Origin of the sequence: Bradyrhizobium liaoningense (genome assembly GCF_018130955.1) — a bacterium.
In the GTDB taxonomy this organism is placed as follows: Bacteria; Pseudomonadota; Alphaproteobacteria; order Rhizobiales; family Xanthobacteraceae; genus Bradyrhizobium; species Bradyrhizobium liaoningense_C.
The window spans coordinates 19,931-42,351 of the sequence record NZ_JAFCJM010000060.1 but is presented as its reverse complement, the minus strand read 5'-3'; the positions used below and the strand labels follow the sequence as shown (position 1 = coordinate 42,351).

Below are 22,421 nucleotides of genomic sequence, written 5' to 3'. Positions count from 1 at the left end.
GAATGAGCACGCGCTGGTGAATTGGGATGCCGAGCGATATCGCCAACAACTAACCGCGAGTCGCTGATCCGAATGAAGGCGGACAATCCGGTTCTGGACCTGCCGATGCCGGGTCTGCTGGGTCGTCCGCGTCACCCTTTTGTTCATTGTCTCTATTGGCGAACGATAGGAAGCACCAGTCTCGGTGTCCGACGCGACCGGCGATAGGCGCAAAATGATTAGTACGCCCACGTAGCCCTTTCCACCGCCATCGGAAACGCTTGTTTGTACTCGTCCGCCGATCCGAGGCAGCCCACGTACATCTCAGAAGCTCTGCTCACATTAGCCGTGATGAGATTTTTCTTGATCTCCCGGTGCACACGTCGTGCACACGCCGGCTTCTAATCACTTGAAAAACTTGAACTCTCGCTCCAATCCATCATGGGGGCCGTAGAAAATCTTCGATCTAAGTCATTCATTTTGCTGAGATATTTTACCTTCAATCCACCCTATATGCAATTGGACCGATTGGGAAATCCGGTTTGAGCACGCTTCCCCTGCTTGGCTCTTCTAGGACGATATGGGCATGAATTGGAAGCGAAGATCGCTTCTTCGGATTATCAGTGCACAACGTCGCGCACACGAGTGTGAGAGTACACACGCCGCTCGCAGGGTGTATGTGAGATTTCGACCACTCAGATTAGGAAGTGGGCATCCGTTTATACTCATCCAGCAGTGTGAGTATAAATCATATCGAGCCAAGCTGGTGTCCGCCTTGCACCAGGACCTGCCCTCTCCCGCCACGTCACAGTTTGACCGAGTTCCGGAGCGACCGAGATGGGGCGGACGCCTGGCCGCCATGGGAAAGTGGCGCTCAGCAGTGGTTGGAAATGAGGAGGCTGGTATCGGGAAGGCTCTAGGACCCGCTTCTCGCCAATTCGCAGGGTCGATCCCTAGTGGCTAATCATCCACGGCCGCGCGGTGGGGAAGCCCTTGGCACCGCTCTTGGTCTTGGTCATGAGCCGCGCCGGCTTCTTCTTGCCCGTGGAGCAGCAGCTGCAGCCGGGACCATGCGAGGCCTTGTATTGCGCTAGCGTCTGCGGCGCGTGCGCGCTGCGCTCGTTGACGGCATGCGCCTTGCGCTTCTCCGCCGGCATGCAGAAAAAGTTCGGCGCGGTGAGGATCACGCGCGGCGCCACGTCCTGACATTGCGGACACGGCTGCGGATCGTCGCATTCTGCCATCGGGCGCAGATCCTTGAAGGGTCCGCAGTTGTCACAGAGATATTCATAGACCGGCATCGTATCAACCCTACGCTGTTGCCATGTACTTCCCGCGGCGGATGCGGGCGGCCGAATACGCTGGCCGTCCCGCATCCCGTCGCGCAGGGATTACTTATCCGGCGAAATCGGCATCTGGACATCGCCCTTGATGTGCTTGATGGGCCCTGCCGCCGACGGCATCACGTCGAAGTCGAAAATCTCCGTCGGGAGCCAGAGCGTGGCGCAGGCGTTAGGCACGTCGACCACGCCGGAGATGTGGCCTTGGCACGGCGCGGTGCCGAGGATCGAATAGGCCTGGGCACCGGAGTAGCCGAACTTCTTGAGATACTCGATCGCATTCAGGCAGGCCTGTCGATAGGCGATGTGAACGTCGAGATAGTGCTGCTTGCCGGCCTCGTCGACCGAGATGCCTTCGAAGATCAGGTAGTCCTTGTAGTTCGGCGTGATCGGCGACGGCTTGAAGATCGGATTCTTGATGCCGTACTTCGCCATGCCGTCCTTGATCACCTCGACCTTGAGATGCAGCCAGCCGGCCATTTCGATCGCGCCACAGAAGGTGATCTCGCCGTCGCCCTGGCTGAAGTGCAGATCGCCCATCGAGAGGCCCGCGCCCGGCACATAGACCGGGAAGTAGATCTTCGAGCCGCGCGAGAGATCCTTGATGTCGCAATTGCCGCCATGCTCGCGCGGCGGCACGGTGCGTGCACCCTCGGCGCCGATCTTGGCTTTCACATCGCCCTTGGCGCGGCCGCCATGGGCGGTCGGCGCGAAGGGCGGATTGGCAAGGCCGGGCACGCGAGTCGGGTTGGTCGAGATCAGCTCGGCCTCGCGCTTGTTCCACATATCCAGCATCTTGGGATCGGGCAGACAGCCGATCAGGCCGGGATGGATCAGGCCCGCGAAGTTCACGCCGGGCACATGGCGCGACGAGGTGTACAGGCCCTTGATGTCCCAGATCGACTTCTGCGCCAGCGGGAAGTGATCGGTGAGGAAGCCACCGCCATTCTGCTTGGAGAAGAAGCCGTTAAAGCCCCAGAGGCTTTCCTTCAGCGGACCAACGTCGAGCAGATCGACGACGAGGAGGTCGCCGGGCTCGGCGCCCTTGACGCCGATCGGGCCGGAGAGGAAGTGCACGATCGAAAGATCGATGTCGCGGACGTCATCGGCGGAATCGTTGTTCTTGATGAAGCCGCCGGTCCAGTCATAGGTCTCGATGATGAAATCGTCGCCGGGATTGACCCAGGCCACGATCGGGATGTCGGGGTGCCAGCGATTGTGCACCATGTCATTTTCGTAAGCCGACTTGGTGAGATCGACCTTGATCAGTGTCTCTGGCATCAAAATGCTCCCCTTTTACACGGTTAGACAGACAGATATTTCGAGACTTGCGCGGCATCGACACTGTCGCGCGGATCGTCACGGACGATCTCGCCGTTCTCGATGACCAGCACGCGGTCGGCGATATCGAGCGCAAAGCTCAGGACTTGTTCGGACACGACGATCGACAGGCCGCGTTCGTCACGGATGCGTTTGAGCGTGCGCGCCATGTCCTTGATGATCGATGGCTGGATGCCTTCCGTCGGCTCATCCAGCAGCAGCACCTTTGGCTTGGTCGCAAGCGCACGGGCGATCGCGAGCTGCTGCTGCTGACCGCCGGACAGATTGCCGCCACGGCGACCCTTCATCTGCAACAGCACCGGGAAAAGTTCGTAGATATCGCCGGGCACCTCGGATTCGCCGGCAACGACGAGACCGGTCTCGATGTTCTCCTTGACAGTCATGGTGGAGAAGATCATGCGGCCCTGCGGCACATAGGCGAGGCCCTTGGCCACGCGCTCATAGCTCTTGAGGTTGCCGAGCTCGGCACCATCCATGGTCATCGAGCCGCTCTTCGCCGGCAAAATGCCCATCAGCGATTTCATCAGCGTGGTCTTGCCCATGCCGTTGCGGCCCATGATCGCGACGATCTCGTTGGGCGCGACCTTGACGTTGAGCCCGTGCAGCACCTCGCTCTGGCCGTAGGCGACGTGGAGATCGGAAATTGCCAACATCGCGTATCTCCTCAGTGGCCCAGATAAACTTCAATGACCTTGGGATCGTTCTTCACCTTCTCCATGGTGCCTTCGGAGAGGATCTGGCCCTGGTGCAGCACGGTGACCTTGTGCGCGATGTCCTCGACGAACTTCATGTCGTGTTCGATCACCAGCACCGAGCGGTTCTTGATGATGCGGTTGAGCAGTTCGGCGGTTTTTGCGCGCTCGGAGACGCTCATACCGGCGACGGGCTCATCGAGCATCAAAAGGTCCGGGTCCTGGATCAGCAGCATGCCGATCTCGAGCCACTGCTTCTGGCCATGGCTGAGCTCGTCGGCATAGGTGCTGAGCTTGTCCTTGAGGAAGATCATCTCGGCGACCTCCTCGACGCGCTCTTTGACCTTTGCATCGCGCTGGAAGGTGAGCGAACCGAACACCGAGCGCCCCCGCGGGAAGGAGATCTCGAGATTTTCGAACACGGAGAGATCCTCGAACACCGACGGCGTCTGGAATTTCCGCCCGACCCCGGTCTTGACGATCTCGTTCTCCTTCAGCTTCGTCAGCTCCTTGCCGCGAAACTGGATCGAGCCTTCGGTCGCCTTGGTCTTGCCGCAGATCAGGTCGAGCACCGTGGTCTTGCCCGCGCCGTTGGGGCCGATGATCACGCGGATCTCGTTCTCCTCGACATAAAAGGAGAGATCGTTGACCGCCTTGAAGCCGTCGAAAGAGACAGTGAGCCCGGAGACCGCGAGCAGGAATTCCTTGGGCTGATGACCGATGAGCATGATCTATCTCCTCACTGCCAGCGTGGCATCGGCATCGTGATGTCCGATGAGCATGATCTATCTCCTCACTCTGCGGGGGCGCCGTCGGCGACCGACGATTCAGTCCACGCGGCCTTCGGCTTGCGCGATGACAGCAATCGGTCGATGCGCGGCTGGACATAGTCGGCCCAGATGCCGGACAAGCCGCTCGGAAAGGCCAGCACGACCGCGATGAAGAGGCCGCCGAGGCCAAACAACCAGAGTTGCGGGAAGGATTCCGACAGCATGGTCTTGGCAAAGTTGACCAGCAGCGAGCCGTAGACCGCGCCGAAGATCGACATGCGGCCGCCGACCGCGGTGTAGATCACCATCTCGATTGACGGCACGATGCCGACGAAGGACGGCGACATGAAGCCGACCTCGAGCGTGAACATGGCGCCGCCGACGGCCGCAAAAATCGCCGCCGCGCAGAAGGCAAAGATCTTGAAGTTGGCGACGCTGTAGCCGGAGAAGCGGACACGGTCCTCCTGCTCGCGCATCGCGACCAGGATGCGGCCGAGCTTGGTCAGGCGGATGAACTGGGCCGCGATGATGCAGCCGAACAGTAGCACTACCTCGACAAAGTAGAGAATGAACTTGGCGTGGTCTGTGCGGATGTCCCAGCCGTACAGCGTGCGCAGGTCGGTGATCCCATTGATGCCACCCGTGTAGCCCTGCTGGCCCACGATGAGGATGGTCAGGATCGCGGCAATCGCCTGGGTGATGATGGCAAAATAGACGCCGCCGACCCGGCGCTTGAACATCGCGGCGCCGATGATGAAGGCGAAGATGCCGGGCACGATGATGATGGCGAGCACGGTCAATGGAAAGCTGTAGAACGGCTTCCAGAACATCGGGACCGCGGTGAGCTGGTTCCAGTCCATGAAATCAGGGATGCCGGGCGTCGACTGGATTTTTGTGTTGGCGACGCTGGAGGCCTCCAGCTTCAAGAACATCGCCATGCAGTAACCGCCGAGGCCGAAGAACACGCCCTGCCCCAGGCTCAAAATGCCGCCATAGCCCCAGCACAAAACGAGTCCGATGCCGACAAAGGCGTAGGTCAGATACTTGGCGACCAGGTTGAGGCGAAAGATGTCCAGCGACAGTGGCAGGATGAGGAAGAGCAGCACGGCGAGTGAGACGAAGCCGATCAGCTCGGAGCGATTAAAAAAACGCGAGTTGATGATCATGACCTGATGCCTGCTTGTTCCTATTTGCGGACCTTGAGCGCGAAGAGCCCTTGCGGCCGCATCATCAAAATCGCGACGATGGTCAAGAGCGTGATGACTTTGGCCATCGATCCGGACATGAAGAATTCCAGCGTCGACTGGGTCTGCGAGATCGAGAAGGCGGAGGCGATAGTGCCGAGCAGGCTGGCGGCGCCGCCGAACACGACGACCAGGAAGGTGTCGACGATGTAGAGCTGGCCGGCGGTGGGCCCGGTCGAACCGATCATGGTGAAGGCCGAGCCCGCGATACCCGCAATGCCGCAGCCGAGGCCAAATGTGTAGCGGTCAACCTTCTCGGTGTTGATGCCGACGGCGCCTGCCATGACGCGGTTCTGCACGACGGCACGCACCTGCTTGCCCCAGCTCGACCAGAACAGGACGTAGGAGACGGCGATGGTGATCAGGATCGTCAACGCCATCACGAACATGCCGTTGATTGGGATCTGGATGGAGTCGGTCGCCTGCCACGAACCCATCATCCAATCAGGCAATTCGACGCCAACCTCACGCGCACCGAACACCGAGCGATAGGCCTGTTGCAGGATAAGGCTGAGGCCCCAGGTCGCGAGCAGCGTGTCCAGCGGGCGGCGGTAGAGATGTCGTATCATCGCCCATTCGACCAGCATGCCGAGCGAGCCAGAGGCGATGAAGGCCAATGTCATCGCGATGAAGAAGTAGCCGGGGAACAGCCAGGGCGCGTAGTGTTGGACCGTGGTCGACGTCATCCAGGTGACGTAGGCGCCCAAAATCATGAACTCGCCATGGGCCATGTTGATGACGCCCATCTGGCCGAAGATGATGGCGAGCCCGAGCGCCATCAGCACGTAGACGGAGAACAGGATCAGGCCGGCAAAGCCCTGCATCGCAAGGATGGCGCCGAGATCGCCGAGCGAATAGTCACCGAACATCAACCGTCCTCCGGAATTCCAAACCAGGACTCGCGGCGCGCGCGAGACGGGGCGTGGGCCGCATGGTCCACGCCGATTGTCGGAAGATTTGGAGAGAGCCTCAGGCGAGGCCTGGCCTCACTGGTAGCCCTTCGGGAACGGATCGGGCTCGACGAGGTCGGCGGTCTCGTAGATCAGCTCGTACTGACCGTCCGCCTTGGCCTTGCCAACGCGCGTCTTGGACCAGAGATGGTGGTTCTCGTGGATACGCACGTAACCTTCGGGCGCGCCCTTGAACTCGACGCCTGGCGAGGCGGCGGCGACCTTGTCGATGTCGAAGGAGCCTGCCTTCTCCACCGTCAACTTCCACAGCCACGGGCCGAGATAGGCAGCCTGTGTCACGTCTCCGATCACGGTCTTCTCGCCCCACATCTTCTTGAAGGCGGACACGAAGGCCTTGTTGTTGGGGTTGTCGAGCGACTGGAAGTACTTCATGCAGGCAAAGGCGCCTGCGATGTTTTCACCGCCGATACCGTCGATTTCGTCTTCGGTCACCGAGATCGTCAGCAGCGTCTGCTTGGAGAGATCGATGCCGGCCGCCTTGAGCTGTTTGTAGAAGGCGACGTTCGAGCCGCCGACGATGATCGCGTAGATCACGTCGGGCTTGGTCAGCTTGATCTTGTTGATGACCGAGTTGAACTGCGTGCTGCCGAGCGGGAAGTACTCTTCGCCGACGACCTTGGAGTCCTTGAGATGGCCCTCGATGTGCTTACGGGCGATCTTGTTCGAGGTGCGCGGCCAGATGTAGTCGGAGCCGAGCAAATAGAAGGTCTTTGCGCCCTTGGTCTTCTGCACCCAGTCGAGGCCGGCGATGATCTGCTGGGTGGCTTCCTGGCCGGTGTAGATGACGTTCTTGGACTGCTCGAGGCCTTCATAGAAAGTCGGGTAGTACAGCATGCCGTTGTACTGCTCGAACACGGGCAGCACGGCCTTGCGCGAGGCCGAGGTCCAGCAGCCCATGACGGCGGCGCATTTGTCGTTGACGAGCAGCTTTTTCGCCTTCTCGGCGAAGGTCGGCCAGTCCGAGGCGCCGTCTTCCTGGATGAACTTGATCTTGCGGCCGAGCACGCCGCCCGAGGCGTTGATCTGCTCGATCGCGAGCTTTTCGGCCTGCACGGACCCCGTTTCCGAGATCGCCATGGTGCCGGTGACGGAGTGGAGGATGCCGACCGTCACCTCGGTATCGGTAACCGCGAGACCGGTCGTGTTGACCGCCGAGGTCGCCGGGGCCTGCGCAAACGACGCCTTCGGCAGCATCGTCATGGCCGGCAAGGCGGCCATTCCCATCAATAGTTTACGCCGGAACGGCGAATTCAGGCCCTTGTTCGTTTCGTCTGACATGAGCACCCCACTTTTGTTCGAGGACACGCGATTGGTCCTGTGAGGATGGCTCGAATTTGTGCGCTGCAAGGATACGCAAGATTGCGTATATTGCACCGCAAAATACCGACGTAGGCTTTTGGTACGGGATTTGCGAGGGCTCCGGCAGGTATCAGGAGTGGGGTAAGTGGCAGGGCGGCAGCGAATAGATCGCGTCAGGCGCCAATATAATCAATGGGTTGCCAACCAGACGCTGGAAGACTACGCGCTGCGCTTCACCGCCAAGAGCGCGCGTCGCTGGTCCGCCAGCCGCGTTGCCAATACCGCTATCGGCGCAATCTCGTTCCTGGCGCTCGAGGCGATCGGCGGCACCATCACGCTCAACTACGGCGTCACCAACGCCACTGCCGCGATCCTGGTCGTCTCGACCATCATCTTCTGCTGTGGGGTGCCGATCGCCTACTACGCGGCCAAATGCGGAATCGACATCGACCTGCTCACCCGCGGCGCCGGGTTTGGCTATATCGGCTCGACCGTCACCTCGCTGATCTACGCGTCGTTCACGTTCATCTTCTTCGCGATCGAGGCGGTGATCCTCGCCACCGCCCTGGAGATGTGCTTTGGCATTCCGCGCCCTATCGGATACCTGATCAGCGCGGTCGCGATCATCCCGCTCGTCACTTACGGCATCACACTGATCAGCCGCTTCCAATTGTGGACGCAGCCGCTGTGGGTCATCCTGCACATCCTGCCCTTTGCTGCGATCGCCTGGGCCAACCCGCATTCATTTGCGGAGTGGCGGAGCTATGCGGGCGAGCATGGCGACCCCAACGGTAACTTTGATCTGCTGCTGTTCGGTGTGGCCTCGTCCGTCGTGTTCTCGCTGGTGGCGCAGATCGGCGAGCAGGTCGACTTCCTGCGCTTCCTGCCGCGCGACCGGCGAGCCTCGAAGGCAAGCTGGTGGATCGCGCTGATGAGCGCAGGGCCCGGCTGGATCGTGCTCGGCGCGCTAAAACTGCTCGCGGGTTCGTTCCTCGCCTTCTTCGCGCTCAGCCACGGCGTGCCGCCCGAAGAGGCCGCCGAGCCCGCGCATATGTACCTGGAAGCTTTCAGATACGTGCTGTCGCAGCCGGACCTTGCGCTGGCGCTGACCGGCACCTTCGTGATCCTGTCGCAGCTCAAGATCAACGTCACCAACGCCTATGCTGGGTCGATCGCCTGGTCGAACTTCTTTTCACGTCTGACGCATAGTCATCCCGGCCGCGTCGTGTGGCTAGTGTTCAACGTCATGGTGGCGCTACTGCTGATGGAGATCGGCGTCTACAAGGCGCTGGAGCAGACGCTCGCGCTCTACTCCAACGTTGCGATCGCCTGGGTCGGCGCACTCGTCGCCGATCTCGTGGTCAACAAGCCGCTCGGCCTGCGTCCGCCGCAGATGGAGTTCAAGCGCGCCCATCTCTACGACATCAATCCGGTCGGTGTGGGAGCGATGACGATCGCGACCATCGTCTCGATCGCCGCCTTCTACGGCCTGTTCGGTCCGACCATGAAGGCGCTCGCGGCCTTCGTCGCGCTCACGGTGGCCTTCGTCACCGCACCGGTCATCGCCTGGCTCACCGATGGAAAGTTCTACATCGCGCGCAAGCCGAAGCGGAGCTGGGCGAATATCGAATCCATCCAGTGCTGTATCTGCGAGCACAGCTTTGAGCCGGAGGACACGACCTCCTGCCCGGCCTATGCCGGCCCGATCTGCTCACTGTGCTGCTCACTCGATGCGCGCTGCCACGATCTTTGCAAGCCGCATGCACGCGCACAGGTGCAATTCTCCGACGCGCTCGGCAAGGTCCTGCCGCAGGCGATCTACACGCGGATCAATTCCCAGTTCGGCCACTACATCGGCGTGTTCGTGGTGTCAGCCGGGCTCGTCGCACTGGTGCTGGGGCTGATCTACCTTCAGACCTCGGCCAATGTGCATGCCGACAACATGCTCGTGTCCAATGTGCTCTGGAAGGTGTTTTTCTCGCTCAGTATCATCATCGGCGTGGTCGCCTGGCTGTTCGTGCTGGCGCGGCAAAGCCGACGCGCCGCCGAGGCCGAGACACGCCGCCAGACCGCGCTGCTGATCCAGGAAATCGACGCGCACAAGCGTACCGACGCCGAATTGCAGCGCGCCAAGGAGGTCGCCGAGTCAGCCAATCTCGCCAAGAGCCGCTATGTGGTGGGCTTGAGCCACGAGCTGCGCTCGCCGCTCAACGCCATCAGCGGCTATGCGCAGCTGCTGGAGCAGGACGCAACGCTGCACGCCAAGCCGCGCGACCAGGTTCGCGTCGTGCGCCGCAGCGCCGATCACCTCTCCGGATTGATCGACGGCATTCTGGACATTTCCAAGATCGAGGCCGGGCGGCTGTATCTGTCGCGCGACGAGGTTCGTCTCAGCGAGTTCCTCGATCAACTCGTCGGCATGTTCCGGCTGCAAGCGGCCGCCAAGGGCATCGACTTCGTGTTCCGGCGGCCGGCGATGCTGCCCGTCGTGGTCTATGCCGACGAGAAGCGGCTGCGGCAGATCCTGATCAATCTGCTCTCCAACGCGATCAAGTTCACCCAGACCGGCAGCGTGTATTTCGTCGTGCACTACCGCAGCCCCGTCGCCGAGTTCGAGGTGACCGACACCGGCCCGGGTATTCAGCGCGACGACCTCGAGCGCATCTTTGCACCGTTCGAGCGCGGCGCACTCGGAGTCTCGCAGCCTCAGAACGGTACCGGACTGGGCCTCACCATCAGCCGTCTGCTCGCGGGCGTGATGGGGGGCGACATCAAGGTGACGAGCACGGTCGGAGACGGCAGCACGTTCAAGGTCAAGATCCTGCTGTCCGAGGTCACCAACCCTCGCCGCACCGCGCCGGTGGAGGCGCCCATCTCCGGCTATCACGGCGCGCGCAAGACGATCCTGATCACCGACGACGACCCCGTGCATCGTGACCTCCTGCGCGAGGTGCTGACGCCGCTCGGCTTCATCCTGCTCAGTGCGACGGACGGCCCCGGCTGTCTCGCGCTGGCACAGCATTGCCGGCCCGACCTGTTCCTGCTCGATATCTCCATGCCCGGCATGGACGGCTGGAAGGTCGCCGAGACTCTGCGCAGCGGCGGCCATCATCAGGCGCGCATCCTGATGGTGTCGGCGAGCGCCCTCGAAGCCCATGGTACGCCGCTGGCGCAGCCGTTCCACGACGGCTATCTGATGAAGCCAATCGACATTCCAAAACTGCTCGAGACCGTCCGACAGCTCCTGAAGCTCGAATGGCAATATGCCTCGGACGAGATCGTCGTGCCGCTCTGGCGCCCGGACGACGGATCGCGCCCGCCGGTGAAACATATCGAAGAACTGATCGGCCTCGGCCAGATCGGCTACGTCAAGGGTATCCAGTCGAAGCTGGACGAGCTCGGCAGCGAGCACCCCGAACACGCCGATTTCGTCGCACAGATGCGATTGCTGGTCGACCGCTTCGATCTCGACCAGTATATGGCCACATTGAAAACGCTGCACTCGTATGAACACTGAGCCGAAGAAGCGCGACGTAGCGCTCGTTGTCGACGACTCGCCCGAAACGCTGCGGTTGCTCACTGATGCGCTCGATGGCGCCGGCATGACCGTGATGGTCGCGCTCGACGGCGCGAGCGCCATGCGCATAGTCGAGCAGATCACGCCCGACATCGTGCTGCTCGACGCCGTGATGCCCGGCATGGACGGTTTTGAGACCTGCCGGCGACTGAAGCGCGACGCGGGTCTGAACAACGTCCCTGTGATCTTCATGACGGGACTGGCGGAGACCGAGCACATCGTCCGCGGCCTGGAAGCGGGCGGCGTCGACTATGTGACCAAGCCGATCGTGATCGAGGAGATGCTGGCGCGGATCCGCGTCCACCTTGCCAATGCACGGATGACGCAGAGCGCACGCGCCGCCCTCGACGTTTCCGGGCGCTATCTGCTCGCGGTGAACAGCGCGGGCGAGCTGCTGTGGGCGACACCGCAGGCCCAGAAGCTGTTGTCAGACGAGCTGGCCGGCACCTACGACTTCACGCTGCCCGAGCCGATGCCGCAATGGCTTGATCAGATGCAGAACGGAAAACCGGCTGCGAAAACCGCGACGATGGCCGCGTTCCCCGGCAAAGAGCAGCCGCGGCTGCAATTCATGGGCAAGCTCGGCCCCAACGAGTTCCTGCTGCGGCTGGCCAAGAATACCAGCGGCGACATGCCCGCCGAGTTCTCCAGCGAGCTAGGCCTCACCACGCGCGAGGGCGAGGTGCTGTCCTGGCTATCCAAGGGCAAGACCAACCGCGACATCGCGCAGATTTTGGGATTGAGCCCACGCACCGTCGACAAGCATCTCGAGCAGATCTATTCCAAGCTCGGCGTCGAAAACCGCACCGCGGCAGCCGCGATCGCGACCAGCGCAAACCGGCGCAATCCATAATGGAGCATCTTCTAGCGAATCCTTGCTCCCAATCGGAGGGATGAGTCATGGCTCGAAGTTGCCAATTACAAGCGAGAAAGAGGCGCTGATTTTGCGTCGCATCATTGCCAGTGCCACGGAACGCTTAATTTTTGAGCGTGCAACCACGGCGGAGCTCAGGCTTAATCGCGCGAGGGGTCGAATCGTGCCCCAATAAGCGGGCAAGCATACGAAGGCACGTGGTGGAGGATCGGATGCGACAGATCGCGCGGGTCGCTCTGCTGGCGTTCTTCTCTATGCTGACCGGCGCGGCGCTCGCTTTCGACAGCGGGCAATACGACAACGTCTCCCCTGACATCCGCGCGTGGTTCAAGGCCGTGACGGCGCCGAACGGCGTGCCGTGCTGCGACATCTCCGACGGTCATCGCACCGACTATGATTATCGTGAGGGCACCTATTGGGTTCCAATTGAAGGGCAGTGGATGGCTGTACCCGAACGGGCCATCATCCGTGATCGCGGCAATCCGGTCGGTCGGGCCGTGGTGTGGTACGTGCATCACCGCGGCAGCATCATCATCAACTGTTTTGTGCCGGCAGACGCCGTGTAGATTGTCGTGGTGTCAGTCGGCCCGCAATTTGCCCTTGGTCCGCTCAGTCGCAGATTTGGCGGCCCTATCGCAATAATGAAATTCTGATTTGGACGTCCTTCGGCGCCGCCAGATAGGGCGAAGATGTCACGACGATATCGGCTCCAGCTTGCGCAAAGGAGGCGGCATTGCGGGCGTTGATGCAGCCGCCGGCGGCGACGAGGGGGCGGTCGCGTCAATAGGCTATGCTGGACATACGCCGGACGAGCGCAGCGATCGCGGCGGCATCGAATTTCTTGGCCCGGATCACGTCGAAGCCAGCGAGAGAAGCGGAAAGGACTCGTCTCCGGAAGAATGATCCTAGGCTCAATAGACCGTGAACCCGCCGGCTCAATTGGAAGCGCTGCAATAGGCTGCAGCTTCGTGGATGATTGCCGTCAGCGGCCTACGCTGCCGGCAGCACAAAAGAAAAGGTCGCGCCACCTTCCGGCTCGTTCGCCGCGAGGAGTTTGCCTCCGTGCTCGCGCACGATGCCATAGCTGATCCATAGGCCGAGTCCCGTGCCCTCGCCCACCCGCTTCGTGGTGAAGAACGGCTCGAAGATGTGGCTCATGTGATCCTTGTCGATTCCCGGACCGTTATCCGAAATCCTGAACAGGATTTCGTTACCCTTGCGCACCGCCGAGACGACCAGCCGGGGCAATTCGGTACTGCGCATCGCGTCGATCGCATTCTCCACCAGGTTGACGATCACCTGGTGCAATTGCCCCTCGTTGCCGGAGATCCAGAGCTCCGGCTCGACCTCCATCTGCAAATCGATGCGCACCTGTTTCGTGCGCACGGCCCATAGCACCGCGGTGTTGATCAGACGCTCGATGTCGACGCGCTCGACCTCGCCGAGCTTGCTGAAGGACAGCCGGCGCAAATTCTTCACGATCTCGCTGATACGGACCGCGCCCTCCATGGTGCCTTCGATCAGCGGACCGAAATCGTCCAGGATATCGTCGATGCGTAGGCTCTTTCTTTGCGCCGAAAGATCGCCTCCCTTTGCATTGCCGTGGACCGCGTCGAGATAGGCGACGATCGCGGTGCGATAGCGCATCAAGGTGTGGATGTTGCCGTAGACGAAGCTGATCGGGTTGTTCAGCTCGTGCGCGACGCCGGCGACGAGCCGGCCGAGGCTCGCCATCTTCTCCTGCTCGACCAGTTGGCGCTGGGCGCGCTGCAATTCGTGATGCGCCTTGTGCAGCGCCTCATAGGCTCGGCGAAGCTCGCCGATCGGACGCCCCGTCAGCACCACACCGATGAAGCGGCCGCGATGATCGTGGCGGGGTGAGCTGTTGATGGCAAAGAGATCGGAGCTGCCGCCTTCTCCGGAAAACCGGAGCTCGCCGTCGACGACGTCGGAGGCGCCGCGCGGTTTCAGGAGTGGCCCCAGCCTGGCATTGTCAGCGTCGTCGATGACGTCGGCGATGTTTTTGCCGACAATGTCAGCCACGCCGCGGCCGAGTGTATGCTGGAACGCGGAATTGACCTGCTGCACCAATCCCTTCGCGTCACAGACGATAAGGATGTCGGAGACGGATTCGATGACATTGGTGACAAAGGCCTGGGCCTCTTCGAGCTCCGCATTCTTGTGCTCGAGGTCAACCTCGTAGCGCAGGAGGTCGGAATAGACCTCGTCCATCTTGCGGATGACTTCGATCCAGGCGCCCTCGCGCTCGTGATCGAACTCGATCGCGCCGCGGTTGGTGATCAGCTTGAGCAGCGATTCGGTTTCGCCGGCTTCAGGAGAATGCGTCGCCTTTGGCATTTTTTCTCAAATCATACCTGGACAGCTTGTTCCTGAGACCAACGCGCGACAACCCAAGCTCGCTCGCGACCCGGCTGATATTGCCTTCGTACCGCTCCAGATAGTTGATGATAACCGACTTCTCGAGATCCTCCACCTTGTCCTTGAGGGTCGCCGAGCCGTTCAGCTTGCCAAGGACCGCCAGGGCCGGCTGCTTGCCGTTGCGCCGGCCGAGCAGCGGGGGGGCTCGCAAGTCGTCGGCATCGGCCAGAACGGCCATGCGCTGGATCTCGTTCTGGAGCTCGCGCACATTGCCGGGCCAATGGTACTTGACGAACGCTTCGAGGGCCGACGCCGCAAAGCGCAGGCTCGGCCGGTTGAAGGAGGTCTTGACCGACGACAATACCCCTTCCGCGATCAGGGGAATGTCCATCGGGCGCTCACGCAGCGCCGGCATGTGGACCGGAAACGCCGCCAGGCGATAATAGAGATCGCGCCGGAAGCGGCCCGCCTCGACCTCGGCCTCGAGATCCCTGTTGGTGGCGGCGACCACGCGGACGTCGACCTTGCGCACCCGCTGCGCGCCGAGCGGCCGGATCTCGCTCTCCTGGAGCACGCGCAGCAGCTTCACCTGGAACGCCGGCGAGGTCTCGCCGATCTCGTCCAGGAAGATGGTGCCGCCGTCGGCGACCTCGAACAGGCCGATGCGATCCTGGTAAGCGCCGGTGAAGGCACCCTTCTTGCAGCCGAACAATTCGCTTTCGAGCAGCTCGTCGGGCAGCGCGCCGCAGTTCTCGACCACAAAAGCCTTGCTGGCCCGGGCCGAGCCGTAGTGGATCGCGCGCGCCAGCAGCTCCTTGCCGGTTGCCCTTGACGGTATCGGGAGATCGTCGCGCCACTCCCTAAAGGGCAGTGTCGGACAAGGCCGAAATGCTCCAAGAAACACGTGCCTGCGGCGACGAGCGCCGGCAAACAAATTCGCACCGTATTGACCACGTGCAAAGCCGGCGATCAGTGCAACTCAGCGTCATCCGATCCATTAATGGGCTTGATGTCGACGATGTCTCCATCATCCACATGGCCCCGGATAGCCTCGACCTCAGCGGAGTTGATTTCAAGAAGCCACTTCTTCCACTCCTGGGGATGCCCCTCGGGAGCGACGAACTCGCCGCCGGCCGCATACCGATATTTTGCCAGCGCCCCCATGGCCCGTTCCATCGCGCTGCCGTCCTTCAGCGTTACAACGCACCTGATCGCGAACCTCATCCGTTTCAACAGGCCGGAAAGAACCCATGGCCGTCGGGCCTCGCGTTGACAGGGATCAAATCGGAGCCAGGAGCAAGCCGCCGTCAGGTCGAAAAACGTCAGATGCAGTCCACTGGGCGAAGTGAAGCTTTCGCTCGGCGAATGGTGGTCACCACGGGAACGCGAGGTCTTCCGGAAACGTTGGGCGGTCGCTTGCCGCCGCACCGCCGTCACATCGGCTCTTGCGGCCGGTCAACGACATGGTGCTGAACAACATGCTCGACGATTTTGATCCCTTCCCGGAGCTGCAGGCCGCCCAGCCTGAGCGAGCCTTACCGCCACCCGTGGGATTTAATGAGGCTGTTCGTCACTGGACCTCAATCTGATGACGGTCCGGGCAGCAGGCTCGGGCCTGTTACCGCAACTCGCGCCCAACGGATATAGACCTCGAGCGGCAATTGATGCCCCTAACGAACCATAGCTCTCACCCGAGCAGGCGAAGCTTGAGGATATTGGTGCGCAGCTCGGCTACCTGCTGAACGGAGCAGGCTACTTCCAGCAGGCGCACCGCGCCGTCGACGATTGCCACGCGCTATTGGAGATGTTGGACTTCGTGCTGCCGACGACCGGTGCGCCGGCGCTCGGACTTCTACTAGAAAGGGCATGAAGAAAGACGATCCGCATCTGGCCGAGCAGTCGCCGTTCGAGCTCAAGGACTTCCTGAGACGCAGGGGCTATCGCTGGAATGACGGAAGCGACGGGCGGCCCAAGTCCTGGTTCATAGACGTCGAGGAGAGCGCCCTTGACGGCGAGATCGCGCTCCTGCGGACCGACATTTACAGGCAGGACGTCGAGCCAACCGTGCAGAGGCTCACCGCCTTCACAAGGTTCTCCGGCCGGGCATGACGGGCGAGAGCCTCTCCCGCAAGGCGGAGAGGTGCGGACACCAAATTCCGAAAAACAACCCCATGCAAAGTAGGCGGGGGCCGGTCACTCCTCCGCCATCGCCTTGATCAGATTGTCGCGGAGCGCGACGACGCTCTCCTGCAGGCGGGCGAACTCGTCCGGCTTGAGCCCGCTCGACTTCACGAGGTTCATGTGCATGCCCTTTTCGCGCAGGCGCCGGCCGGCGTCGGTGAGGCTGACGCGCACCTGCCGCTCGTCGGCGGGGTCGCGCTGGCGGCGCAAATAACCCATCGCCTCGAGCTTTTTCAGGATCGGCGTCAAAGTGTTGGATTCTAGAAACATCTTGGCGCCGAGTTCGCTCACGGTCTGACCGTCCCGCTCCCACAGCGCCACGATTGCGATCCATTGCGGGTAGGTCAGGCCGAGCTCATCGAGGCCGGGCTTGTAGGCCCGTCCATAGGCGAGGTTGGCCGAATAGATCGCGAAGCACAGGAAGTCAGCCAGGCGCCGCTCGCCCGCGGCCGTCTTCTCCTTATGATTACCCTTTGAATTATCTCTGGAATTGGCCTTGAGGCCGTCCTGTAGGCTCATTCTGGGCGCCCCTTTCCGACACACGGACATGTGAAGTCTCGCACACATATATATCGTATCCGATTAAATCGGAAGGGTTGACATTCGGCTCTCGCCGCCCTTTATACGGCGCACGCGAATATATCGCATACGATCTATATCAGGAGACAAACATGTCCGCCGCCAATGCACCCAAGACCACCACCGCCCCAGCAATCGACATGAAGCTTGAGGTCGTCGTCATCCCCGTGTCCGACGTCGACCGCGCCAAGGCGTTCTATGCGAAACTCGGATGGAGGCTCGATGCCGATTTCGCAGGGCCCGACGACTACCGCGTGATCCAGTTCACGCCGCCCGGCTCCCCCGCCTCGGTTATCTTCGGCAAGAACGTGACCGCGGCAGCCCCCGGCTCCGCCCAGGGCCTGTACCTGATCGTCTCCGACGTCGAAGCCGCGCGAACCGATCTGCGCGATCGCGGCATCGAGGTCAGCGAGGTCTTCCACGCCGAGGGCGACGTGCACACCGGCCCGGACGAGCCTTATCTCTTCGGGCGCCGACGGATCGGTGGCCTGGATCCCGCGCGGGGCAGCTATCGCTCCTACTTCTCGTTCCGAGATCCCGACGGCAACGGCTGGCTGTTCCAGGAGGTGACCACGCGGTTGCCGGGACGCGTTGATGCGGCGGGCACGAATTTCACCTCCGCGAACGAGCTCGCGAGCGCGCTCCGGCGTGCCTCCGTGGCGCATGGTGAGCACGAGAAGCGAAACGGCGGTCAGCACGATGCGAACTGGCCGGACTGGTACGCCGACTACATCGCCAGCGAGCAGGCCGGCCAGCCGCTCCCGGTCTGAGGTATCCGCCGCGACGTCACCCACTTGAACGTGTGAAGGAGTCTCCCGATGCGTGCGCATTCAATCTCGGACGTCATCAACCCGGACCGGCGCCAGCTCTTGCGCTCCGCCGCGATGGGACTTGCCGCGGCGGCGGCCGCTGGTCTTTTCCCCGCGCATCCGGCGCCGGCCGCCACGCCTGACGAAATCCGCCCCTTCCGGATCGACATTCCGGAGGAGGCACTGATCGACCTGCGCAGGCGCATCAACGCGACGCGGTGGCCGGAGCAGGAGACCGTCGCCGATGACTCCCAGGGCGTGCCGCTCGCGATCCTCACGGATCTCGCGCGCTATTGGGCGACGGATTACGACTGGCGGAAGATCGAGGCCAAGCTGAACGCCCTGCCGCAGTTCATCACCGAGATCGACGGGCTGGACATTCACTTCATCCACGTTCGCTCGAAGCACGACAACGCGCTGCCGCTCATCGTCACGCATGGATGGCCCGGCTCGGTCATCGAGCAGTTGAAGATCATCGATCCCCTCACCAATCCGACGGCGTACGGCGCGAGCGCCTCGGATGCCTTCCATGTCGTGATCCCGTCCGTGCCCGGCTACGGCTTTTCGGGCAAGCCGACCACCGCCGGCTGGGGCCCTGCCCGCGTGGCGCGCGCCTGGGTCGAGCTGATGAAGCGCCTTGGCTATGCGCGCTTCGTCGCGCAAGGCGGCGACATCGGCGCCCTCATTTCCAATGCGATGGCTGCGCAGGCGCCGCCGGAGCTGCTGGGCATCCACACCAACTTCCCCGGCACGATTCCGCCTGAGATCACGAAGGCGTTGCTGAGCGGTGAGGCGCCTTCCGGTCTCTCGGCCGAGGAGCAACACGCCTTCGACCAGGTGAAGGAATTTCGCGCCAGGCATTTTGCCTATGCCGCGATGATGGCGACGCGGCCGCAGACGCTCTACGGACTGGCGGATTCGCCGGTCGGTCTGGCCGCGTGGTTTCTCGACCATGGCGATGGCGATGCGCAGCCGGCGGCGGCGATCACCTCGGCCGTGCTCGGACGCACCGTCAACGGGCATTCCGCCGGCGCCGTGACCCGCGACGACGTCCTCGACGACATCACGCTCTACTGGCTGACGAACACCGCGGTCTCGGCGGCACGCTTTTATTGGGAGAACAAGGGAGTGAGCGCGCTCAACGCGGTCAACAGCTCGATTCCGACGGCCGTGAGCGTCTTTCCCGGCGAGCTCTACCAGGCTCCGCGCAGCTGGACCGAGCGCGCCTATCACAAGCTCATCCACTACAACAGGGTCGACAAAGGCGGACATTTTGCAGCCTGGGAGCAACCGCAGCTTTTTGCGGACGAGCTTCGCACGGGCCTCCGCTCGCTGCGCAAATCGACCTGACCAATCTGCCAACACCACGGGAGCAAGACATGAGCACGATTAAGGCGAAGAACATGAAGATCACGGCCATGGCGGCGCTGATCGCCGGAAGCTTTCTGGCGGCGCCCGCGGCGCTGGCGCAGCAGGCGGGCGTGACGCGGACCGATCTGCAGCGGCACGATCTCTCCGCCCCCGGACGCGAAGCCGTCCAGGTCCGCGTCGACCTCGCACCCGGCGTCGCCTTCGGCAAGCACACCCATCCGGGCGAAGAGATCATCTATGTCCTCGCAGGCTCGCTCGAGTACCAGGTCGAGGACAAGCCGCCGGTCACGCTGAAGGCCGGCGACGTCCTCTTCATCCCGGCCGGAACGGTGCATGCGGCAAGGAACGTCGGCAGCGTCACCGGCAGCGAGCTCGCCACCTACATCGTCGAAAAGGGCAAGCCACTCCTCACATTGGTGAAGTGACGGCGGCCAGCGACGAAAGAGAGCTGACGACCCCCGCCGAACGGGGGTCGTCATCAAGGAGCAAGACAATGAGCAAACGTCTCGACTACAATCAGATTGCACCCGCAGGCGTGAAAGCGCTGGGCGGCGTCTACGGCTACGTCATGCAGAGCGGTCTTCCTCCCGCGCTGGTCGACCTGGTCTATCTCCGAATCTCCCAGATCAACAACTGCGCTTACTGCCTCGATTCGCACACCCGCGACCTGCTCAAGAACGGAGTGAAGATCGAAAAGCTCGCGCTGGTCCAGGCGTGGAGGGAAGCAGGCCCACTCTTCGACGCGCGCGAACGTGCCGCCCTTGCATGGGCCGAAACCGTGACACGCGTCGCAGAGACGGGCGTGCCGGATGACGCCTATCAGGACGCCCGCGCGGTGTTCGACGAGCGAGAGCTCGTGGATCTCACGATCGCGATTGGCTTGATGAACGCCTATAATCGCGTGGCCATCAGCTTTCGGAACACGCCGCAGGCCGTCCTCGAGCATCGCGCGTAGCAGGAGACGGGACGAAAGGACACCGACCATGTCACACCGGATCGACGACGACGCGATCGATTTCCTTCCGATCGACGATGACATCACGCTCAGACGGATGGTTCTGCGCAACGCGAGACCGAAAGGAACCGTTCTCTTTCTGCACGGGTTTCCGGAGACCCTGTACGCCTGGAAGGAGATTGCCGAGGCCCTCGCCGATGACTACGAAATCCATGCCTTCGATTGGCCGGGCTACGGTCTTTCATCGCGGCCAGCGGTCGACAGGTTTTCCTACGCACCGATGGACTACGCGCATGTTCTCGATCGGTACATCGCCAAAGCAGGCATCGACACGTCGCGGCTGACGATCTACGCAACGGATATCGGAGCCCTGCCGGCCCTCCTGCTGGCGGTGGAGAAGCCCGACATCGCAAGGGCAATCATCGTGGGCGACTTCGCCCCGTTCAACAGACCCGCGTTGATGTACGAGAGCCTGCAAAATCTGAAAGCGGGGCCCGCCATGAATCAGGTCCGCGCCGCCATGAACAGGAATCGCGACGAGATCCTCGAGAATACCTTCACGAGGGGCCTGCCCAGGGAAGCGCAATTCGAACTGTCGCGGGAATTCAGGGACGACGTGTCCCGCGGATGGAGCCAGGGCGCGATGACGGTGGTGGATGCGTTTTCCCACTATTATTCGCACTTCACGCGGGATCAGGACCGCTTCGAATCGCAACTCGCCCGGCTCAAGACCCGGTTGAAGGTGGTCTGGGGCGAGAAAGATCTCTACATCAAGAAAGAGATGGGAACAGAGCTCGCCGAAAGGGTGCACGCGGAACTCGCGCTTCTTCCTGGCATTGGGCACTATCCTCACCTCCAAGATCCGAAGCGGACCGCCGATGAGGTTCGCGCCTCCTTCCGATGACTGCCACCCGCCAAGTTGCTGGACAGCATTGGAGACTCCGTTGCCGTTTGCCTCCATGCTTGGCACAACGGCACGAATCTACTGCGAATCTACGATTGCGAACTTGTGACTCGGGGCACTAGTTGCGAGGCCACTCTGCGAAACCAGACACCGTATCCTTCAGCAGAAACTGCGCCACGACGTCGATCTGGTCCGCCGCCATCAATGGCGGCACGTGGCCGCAATCGTCGAACTGGAAGACGTTGGCCATCGGATTGCGCTTGCGCATCTCGGCGGCGAGATCGAACGACAGCAGATCCGAATGCTGACCGCGCAGAACCAGGGTCGGCACCTTGATGGCCTCCCAATAGGCCCAGAGGTTCAGCGATTGAAACCACGGCAGTCGAAATCCCTTCGCGATGGCGGGATCGCAGAGCAGCGCATAACCCTGCCTGGCTTCGTCCCAGCGAACGCTGTGCTCGGCGAGATGCTGCCAATGCTCATCCGCGAGCCTGCCGTAGGGCGCCAGCACCTTGCGAAAATACGTCTCGGCTTCCTCGATCGTCTTGAACAGCGACGGCATGTTGCCGATGTACTGGCCGATGCGCTGCAGCCCGTTCGACGACACGAACGGGCCGATGTCGTTGATCACGAGCTTGCGCACGATGCTGCCGGGAAAGCCGGCCATGATCATGCCGATCAGGCCGCCGAGCGAGGTGCCGACCCAATCCACCTCGGTGACGTCGAGCCGCGCGATGATCGCGTTCATGTCGGCGCAATATTGCGGCAGTGCATAGTGATCGGGATTGGTGATCCAGCCGCTGCGCCCTCGGCCCGGCGGGTCCGGGCAGATGAGCTGAATGGCATTGTCAGCCGCTGACTCAACTTGTCGGAATGAAGAATTACGATCTTCTATAAGTGCTTGATTTCGGGATGGTGGGCGCAGGGCTCGAACCTGGGACCCGCTGATTAACAGACACGCTATGGCCACTGATCCTTCAAGAAAATTTCTCCGACTGGGCCAAAATCCCACCATTGGAGATCAATGGCTTACAGCGAAATATTCAACCGCCGAGGGCACCTCACGGTTTGGGGACACACAACAAGAGCAGGACGATGAGACCATAGGTCAGTCTGATCTGGCCGGCCGGAATCTTGGGCGCGAGAAGTGGCATCG

Annotated in this window: 20 protein-coding genes and 2 pseudogenes; 10 read left to right on the top strand and 12 right to left on the bottom strand. The window is 61.9% G+C overall.

The features are described 5' to 3' along the window. Nucleotides 1-932: 932 nt before the first annotated feature. The 7 genes from JQ632_RS31825 to urtA form a co-directional block, all read right to left on the bottom strand. Nucleotides 933-1,280, bottom strand: a complete 348-nt coding sequence (locus tag JQ632_RS31825) for a zinc ribbon domain-containing protein (protein ID WP_212406605.1) — start codon at nucleotides 1,278-1,280, stop codon at nucleotides 933-935. Between the two features lie 90 nt (nucleotides 1,281-1,370). Next, nucleotides 1,371-2,600, bottom strand: coding sequence for a formamidase (gene fmdA, locus JQ632_RS31820; RefSeq protein WP_212406604.1), 1,230 nt, complete (start codon nucleotides 2,598-2,600; stop codon nucleotides 1,371-1,373). A gap of 23 nt (nucleotides 2,601-2,623) precedes the next feature. After that, on the bottom strand, nucleotides 2,624-3,313 hold the full coding sequence (urtE, locus tag JQ632_RS31815; RefSeq protein ID WP_212406603.1) for an urea ABC transporter ATP-binding subunit UrtE: 690 nt from the start codon (nucleotides 3,311-3,313) through the stop codon (nucleotides 2,624-2,626). Between the two features lie 11 nt (nucleotides 3,314-3,324). Continuing rightward, on the bottom strand, nucleotides 3,325-4,080 hold the full coding sequence (urtD, locus tag JQ632_RS31810) for an urea ABC transporter ATP-binding protein UrtD (protein ID WP_212406602.1): 756 nt from the start codon (nucleotides 4,078-4,080) through the stop codon (nucleotides 3,325-3,327). 65 nt (nucleotides 4,081-4,145) lie between these two features. Beyond that, complete coding sequence (gene urtC / locus JQ632_RS31805) at nucleotides 4,146-5,288, bottom strand: urea ABC transporter permease subunit UrtC (protein WP_212406601.1); 1,143 nt, start codon at nucleotides 5,286-5,288, stop codon at nucleotides 4,146-4,148. A gap of 20 nt (nucleotides 5,289-5,308) precedes the next feature. Further along, nucleotides 5,309-6,235 carry an urea ABC transporter permease subunit UrtB gene (gene urtB, locus JQ632_RS31800; RefSeq protein WP_212406600.1) on the bottom strand — a complete coding sequence of 309 codons (927 nt, stop codon included), beginning with the start codon at nucleotides 6,233-6,235 and terminating at the stop codon, nucleotides 5,309-5,311. A 117-nt stretch (nucleotides 6,236-6,352) separates the two neighbouring features. Continuing rightward, the gene (gene urtA, locus JQ632_RS31795; protein WP_212406599.1) at nucleotides 6,353-7,615 is read right to left on the bottom strand and encodes an urea ABC transporter substrate-binding protein; all 1,263 of its coding nucleotides are present in this window, start codon (nucleotides 7,613-7,615) and stop codon (nucleotides 6,353-6,355) included. Nucleotides 7,616-7,781: 166 nt separating this feature from the next. Between urtA and JQ632_RS31790 the strand changes: the two genes are divergently transcribed. The 4 genes from JQ632_RS31790 to JQ632_RS31775 all read left to right on the top strand — a co-directional run bounded on the left by JQ632_RS31790 (nucleotide 7,782) and on the right by JQ632_RS31775 (nucleotide 12,990). Next, the gene (locus JQ632_RS31790) at nucleotides 7,782-11,153 is read left to right on the top strand and encodes an ATP-binding protein (RefSeq protein WP_212406598.1); all 3,372 of its coding nucleotides are present in this window, start codon (nucleotides 7,782-7,784) and stop codon (nucleotides 11,151-11,153) included. Then, nucleotides 11,143-12,066, top strand: a complete 924-nt coding sequence (locus JQ632_RS31785) for a response regulator (protein ID WP_212406597.1) — start codon at nucleotides 11,143-11,145, stop codon at nucleotides 12,064-12,066. The genes JQ632_RS31790 and JQ632_RS31785 overlap by 11 nt, the downstream gene beginning before the upstream one ends. A 233-nt stretch (nucleotides 12,067-12,299) precedes the next feature. Beyond that, entirely contained in the window at nucleotides 12,300-12,653 is a 354-nt protein-coding gene (locus JQ632_RS31780) for a hypothetical protein (protein ID WP_212406596.1), read from the top strand. Between the two features lie 88 nt (nucleotides 12,654-12,741). Continuing rightward, nucleotides 12,742-12,990: a hypothetical protein gene (locus JQ632_RS31775; RefSeq protein ID WP_212406595.1), complete on the top strand. Its 249-nt coding sequence runs from the start codon at nucleotides 12,742-12,744 to the stop codon at nucleotides 12,988-12,990. An 87-nt stretch (nucleotides 12,991-13,077) separates the two neighbouring features. On the opposite strand, the gene JQ632_RS31770 is transcribed toward JQ632_RS31775, so the two are convergent. The 3 genes and pseudogenes from JQ632_RS31770 to JQ632_RS31760 all read right to left on the bottom strand — a co-directional run bounded on the left by JQ632_RS31770 (nucleotide 13,078) and on the right by JQ632_RS31760 (nucleotide 15,642). Then, nucleotides 13,078-14,445, bottom strand: coding sequence for a sensor histidine kinase (locus tag JQ632_RS31770; protein ID WP_212406594.1), 1,368 nt, complete (start codon nucleotides 14,443-14,445; stop codon nucleotides 13,078-13,080). Further along, nucleotides 14,420-15,289: pseudogene (locus JQ632_RS31765) on the bottom strand (sigma 54-interacting transcriptional regulator); the annotation flags it as partial. The pseudogene JQ632_RS31765 and the gene JQ632_RS31770, both read right to left, overlap by 26 nt. 146 nt (nucleotides 15,290-15,435) lie before the next feature. Continuing rightward, nucleotides 15,436-15,642, bottom strand: a complete 207-nt coding sequence (locus JQ632_RS31760) for a hypothetical protein (RefSeq protein WP_249152685.1) — start codon at nucleotides 15,640-15,642, stop codon at nucleotides 15,436-15,438. Nucleotides 15,643-16,183: 541 nt separating this feature from the next. On the opposite strand from JQ632_RS31760, the pseudogene JQ632_RS31755 reads away from it, so the two are divergent. Next, nucleotides 16,184-16,575: pseudogene (locus tag JQ632_RS31755) on the top strand (3'-5' exonuclease); the annotation flags it as partial. A gap of 84 nt (nucleotides 16,576-16,659) precedes the next feature. Here the strand turns inward: JQ632_RS31755 and JQ632_RS31750 are convergent. Further along, nucleotides 16,660-17,166 carry a MarR family winged helix-turn-helix transcriptional regulator gene (locus JQ632_RS31750; RefSeq protein ID WP_249152684.1) on the bottom strand — a complete coding sequence of 169 codons (507 nt, stop codon included), beginning with the start codon at nucleotides 17,164-17,166 and terminating at the stop codon, nucleotides 16,660-16,662. 152 nt (nucleotides 17,167-17,318) lie between these two features. Here JQ632_RS31750 and JQ632_RS31745 point away from each other — a divergent pair, with 152 nt between their 5' ends. The 5 genes from JQ632_RS31745 (at nucleotide 17,319) to JQ632_RS31725 (ending at nucleotide 21,265) form a co-directional block, all read left to right on the top strand. After that, the gene (locus tag JQ632_RS31745) at nucleotides 17,319-17,996 is read left to right on the top strand and encodes a VOC family protein (protein ID WP_212406592.1); all 678 of its coding nucleotides are present in this window, start codon (nucleotides 17,319-17,321) and stop codon (nucleotides 17,994-17,996) included. A gap of 48 nt (nucleotides 17,997-18,044) precedes the next feature. Further along, a complete protein-coding gene (locus JQ632_RS31740) occupies nucleotides 18,045-19,385 on the top strand; it encodes an epoxide hydrolase family protein (protein WP_212406591.1) in 1,341 nt (446 codons plus the stop codon). A 53-nt stretch (nucleotides 19,386-19,438) separates the two neighbouring features. Then, entirely contained in the window at nucleotides 19,439-19,831 is a 393-nt protein-coding gene (locus JQ632_RS31735; RefSeq protein ID WP_409363522.1) for a cupin domain-containing protein, read from the top strand. A gap of 68 nt (nucleotides 19,832-19,899) precedes the next feature. Beyond that, on the top strand, nucleotides 19,900-20,361 hold the full coding sequence (locus tag JQ632_RS31730) for a carboxymuconolactone decarboxylase family protein (RefSeq protein ID WP_212406589.1): 462 nt from the start codon (nucleotides 19,900-19,902) through the stop codon (nucleotides 20,359-20,361). A gap of 28 nt (nucleotides 20,362-20,389) precedes the next feature. After that, nucleotides 20,390-21,265 carry an alpha/beta fold hydrolase gene (locus tag JQ632_RS31725; protein ID WP_212406588.1) on the top strand — a complete coding sequence of 292 codons (876 nt, stop codon included), beginning with the start codon at nucleotides 20,390-20,392 and terminating at the stop codon, nucleotides 21,263-21,265. Between the two features lie 118 nt (nucleotides 21,266-21,383). Here JQ632_RS31725 and JQ632_RS31720 read toward each other — a convergent pair whose 3' ends face one another. Then, a complete protein-coding gene (locus JQ632_RS31720; RefSeq protein WP_249152683.1) occupies nucleotides 21,384-22,280 on the bottom strand; it encodes an alpha/beta fold hydrolase in 897 nt (298 codons plus the stop codon). Nucleotides 22,281-22,421: the final 141 nt, after the last annotated feature.

What these genes read in the sequence shown, in the direction of transcription:
- JQ632_RS31730 (WP_212406589.1), top strand. Translation starts at nt 19,900, where the DNA reads ATGAGCAAACGTCTCGACTACAATCAGATTGCACCCGCAGGCGTGAAA.
- urtE (WP_212406603.1), bottom strand. Translation starts at nt 3,313, where the DNA reads ATGTTGGCAATTTCCGATCTCCACGTCGCCTACGGCCAGAGCGAGGTG.
- JQ632_RS31785 (WP_212406597.1), top strand. Translation starts at nt 11,143, where the DNA reads ATGAACACTGAGCCGAAGAAGCGCGACGTAGCGCTCGTTGTCGACGAC.
- fmdA (WP_212406604.1), bottom strand. Translation starts at nt 2,600, where the DNA reads ATGCCAGAGACACTGATCAAGGTCGATCTCACCAAGTCGGCTTACGAA.
- JQ632_RS31745 (WP_212406592.1), top strand. Translation starts at nt 17,319, where the DNA reads ATGTCCGCCGCCAATGCACCCAAGACCACCACCGCCCCAGCAATCGAC.
- urtB (WP_212406600.1), bottom strand. Translation starts at nt 6,235, where the DNA reads ATGTTCGGTGACTATTCGCTCGGCGATCTCGGCGCCATCCTTGCGATG.
- JQ632_RS31720 (WP_249152683.1), bottom strand. Translation starts at nt 22,280, where the DNA reads ATGGTGGGATTTTGGCCCAGTCGGAGAAATTTTCTTGAAGGATCAGTG.
- JQ632_RS31825 (WP_212406605.1), bottom strand. Translation starts at nt 1,280, where the DNA reads ATGCCGGTCTATGAATATCTCTGTGACAACTGCGGACCCTTCAAGGAT.
- urtC (WP_212406601.1), bottom strand. Translation starts at nt 5,288, where the DNA reads ATGATCATCAACTCGCGTTTTTTTAATCGCTCCGAGCTGATCGGCTTC.
- JQ632_RS31750 (WP_249152684.1), bottom strand. Translation starts at nt 17,166, where the DNA reads ATGAGCCTACAGGACGGCCTCAAGGCCAATTCCAGAGATAATTCAAAG.
- urtA (WP_212406599.1), bottom strand. Translation starts at nt 7,615, where the DNA reads ATGTCAGACGAAACGAACAAGGGCCTGAATTCGCCGTTCCGGCGTAAA.
- JQ632_RS31760 (WP_249152685.1), bottom strand. Translation starts at nt 15,642, where the DNA reads ATGGAACGGGCCATGGGGGCGCTGGCAAAATATCGGTATGCGGCCGGC.
- urtD (WP_212406602.1), bottom strand. Translation starts at nt 4,080, where the DNA reads ATGCTCATCGGTCATCAGCCCAAGGAATTCCTGCTCGCGGTCTCCGGG.
- JQ632_RS31735 (WP_409363522.1), top strand. Translation starts at nt 19,439, where the DNA reads ATGAAGATCACGGCCATGGCGGCGCTGATCGCCGGAAGCTTTCTGGCG.
- JQ632_RS31725 (WP_212406588.1), top strand. Translation starts at nt 20,390, where the DNA reads ATGTCACACCGGATCGACGACGACGCGATCGATTTCCTTCCGATCGAC.
- JQ632_RS31770 (WP_212406594.1), bottom strand. Translation starts at nt 14,445, where the DNA reads ATGCCAAAGGCGACGCATTCTCCTGAAGCCGGCGAAACCGAATCGCTG.
- JQ632_RS31780 (WP_212406596.1), top strand. Translation starts at nt 12,300, where the DNA reads ATGCGACAGATCGCGCGGGTCGCTCTGCTGGCGTTCTTCTCTATGCTG.
- JQ632_RS31740 (WP_212406591.1), top strand. Translation starts at nt 18,045, where the DNA reads ATGCGTGCGCATTCAATCTCGGACGTCATCAACCCGGACCGGCGCCAG.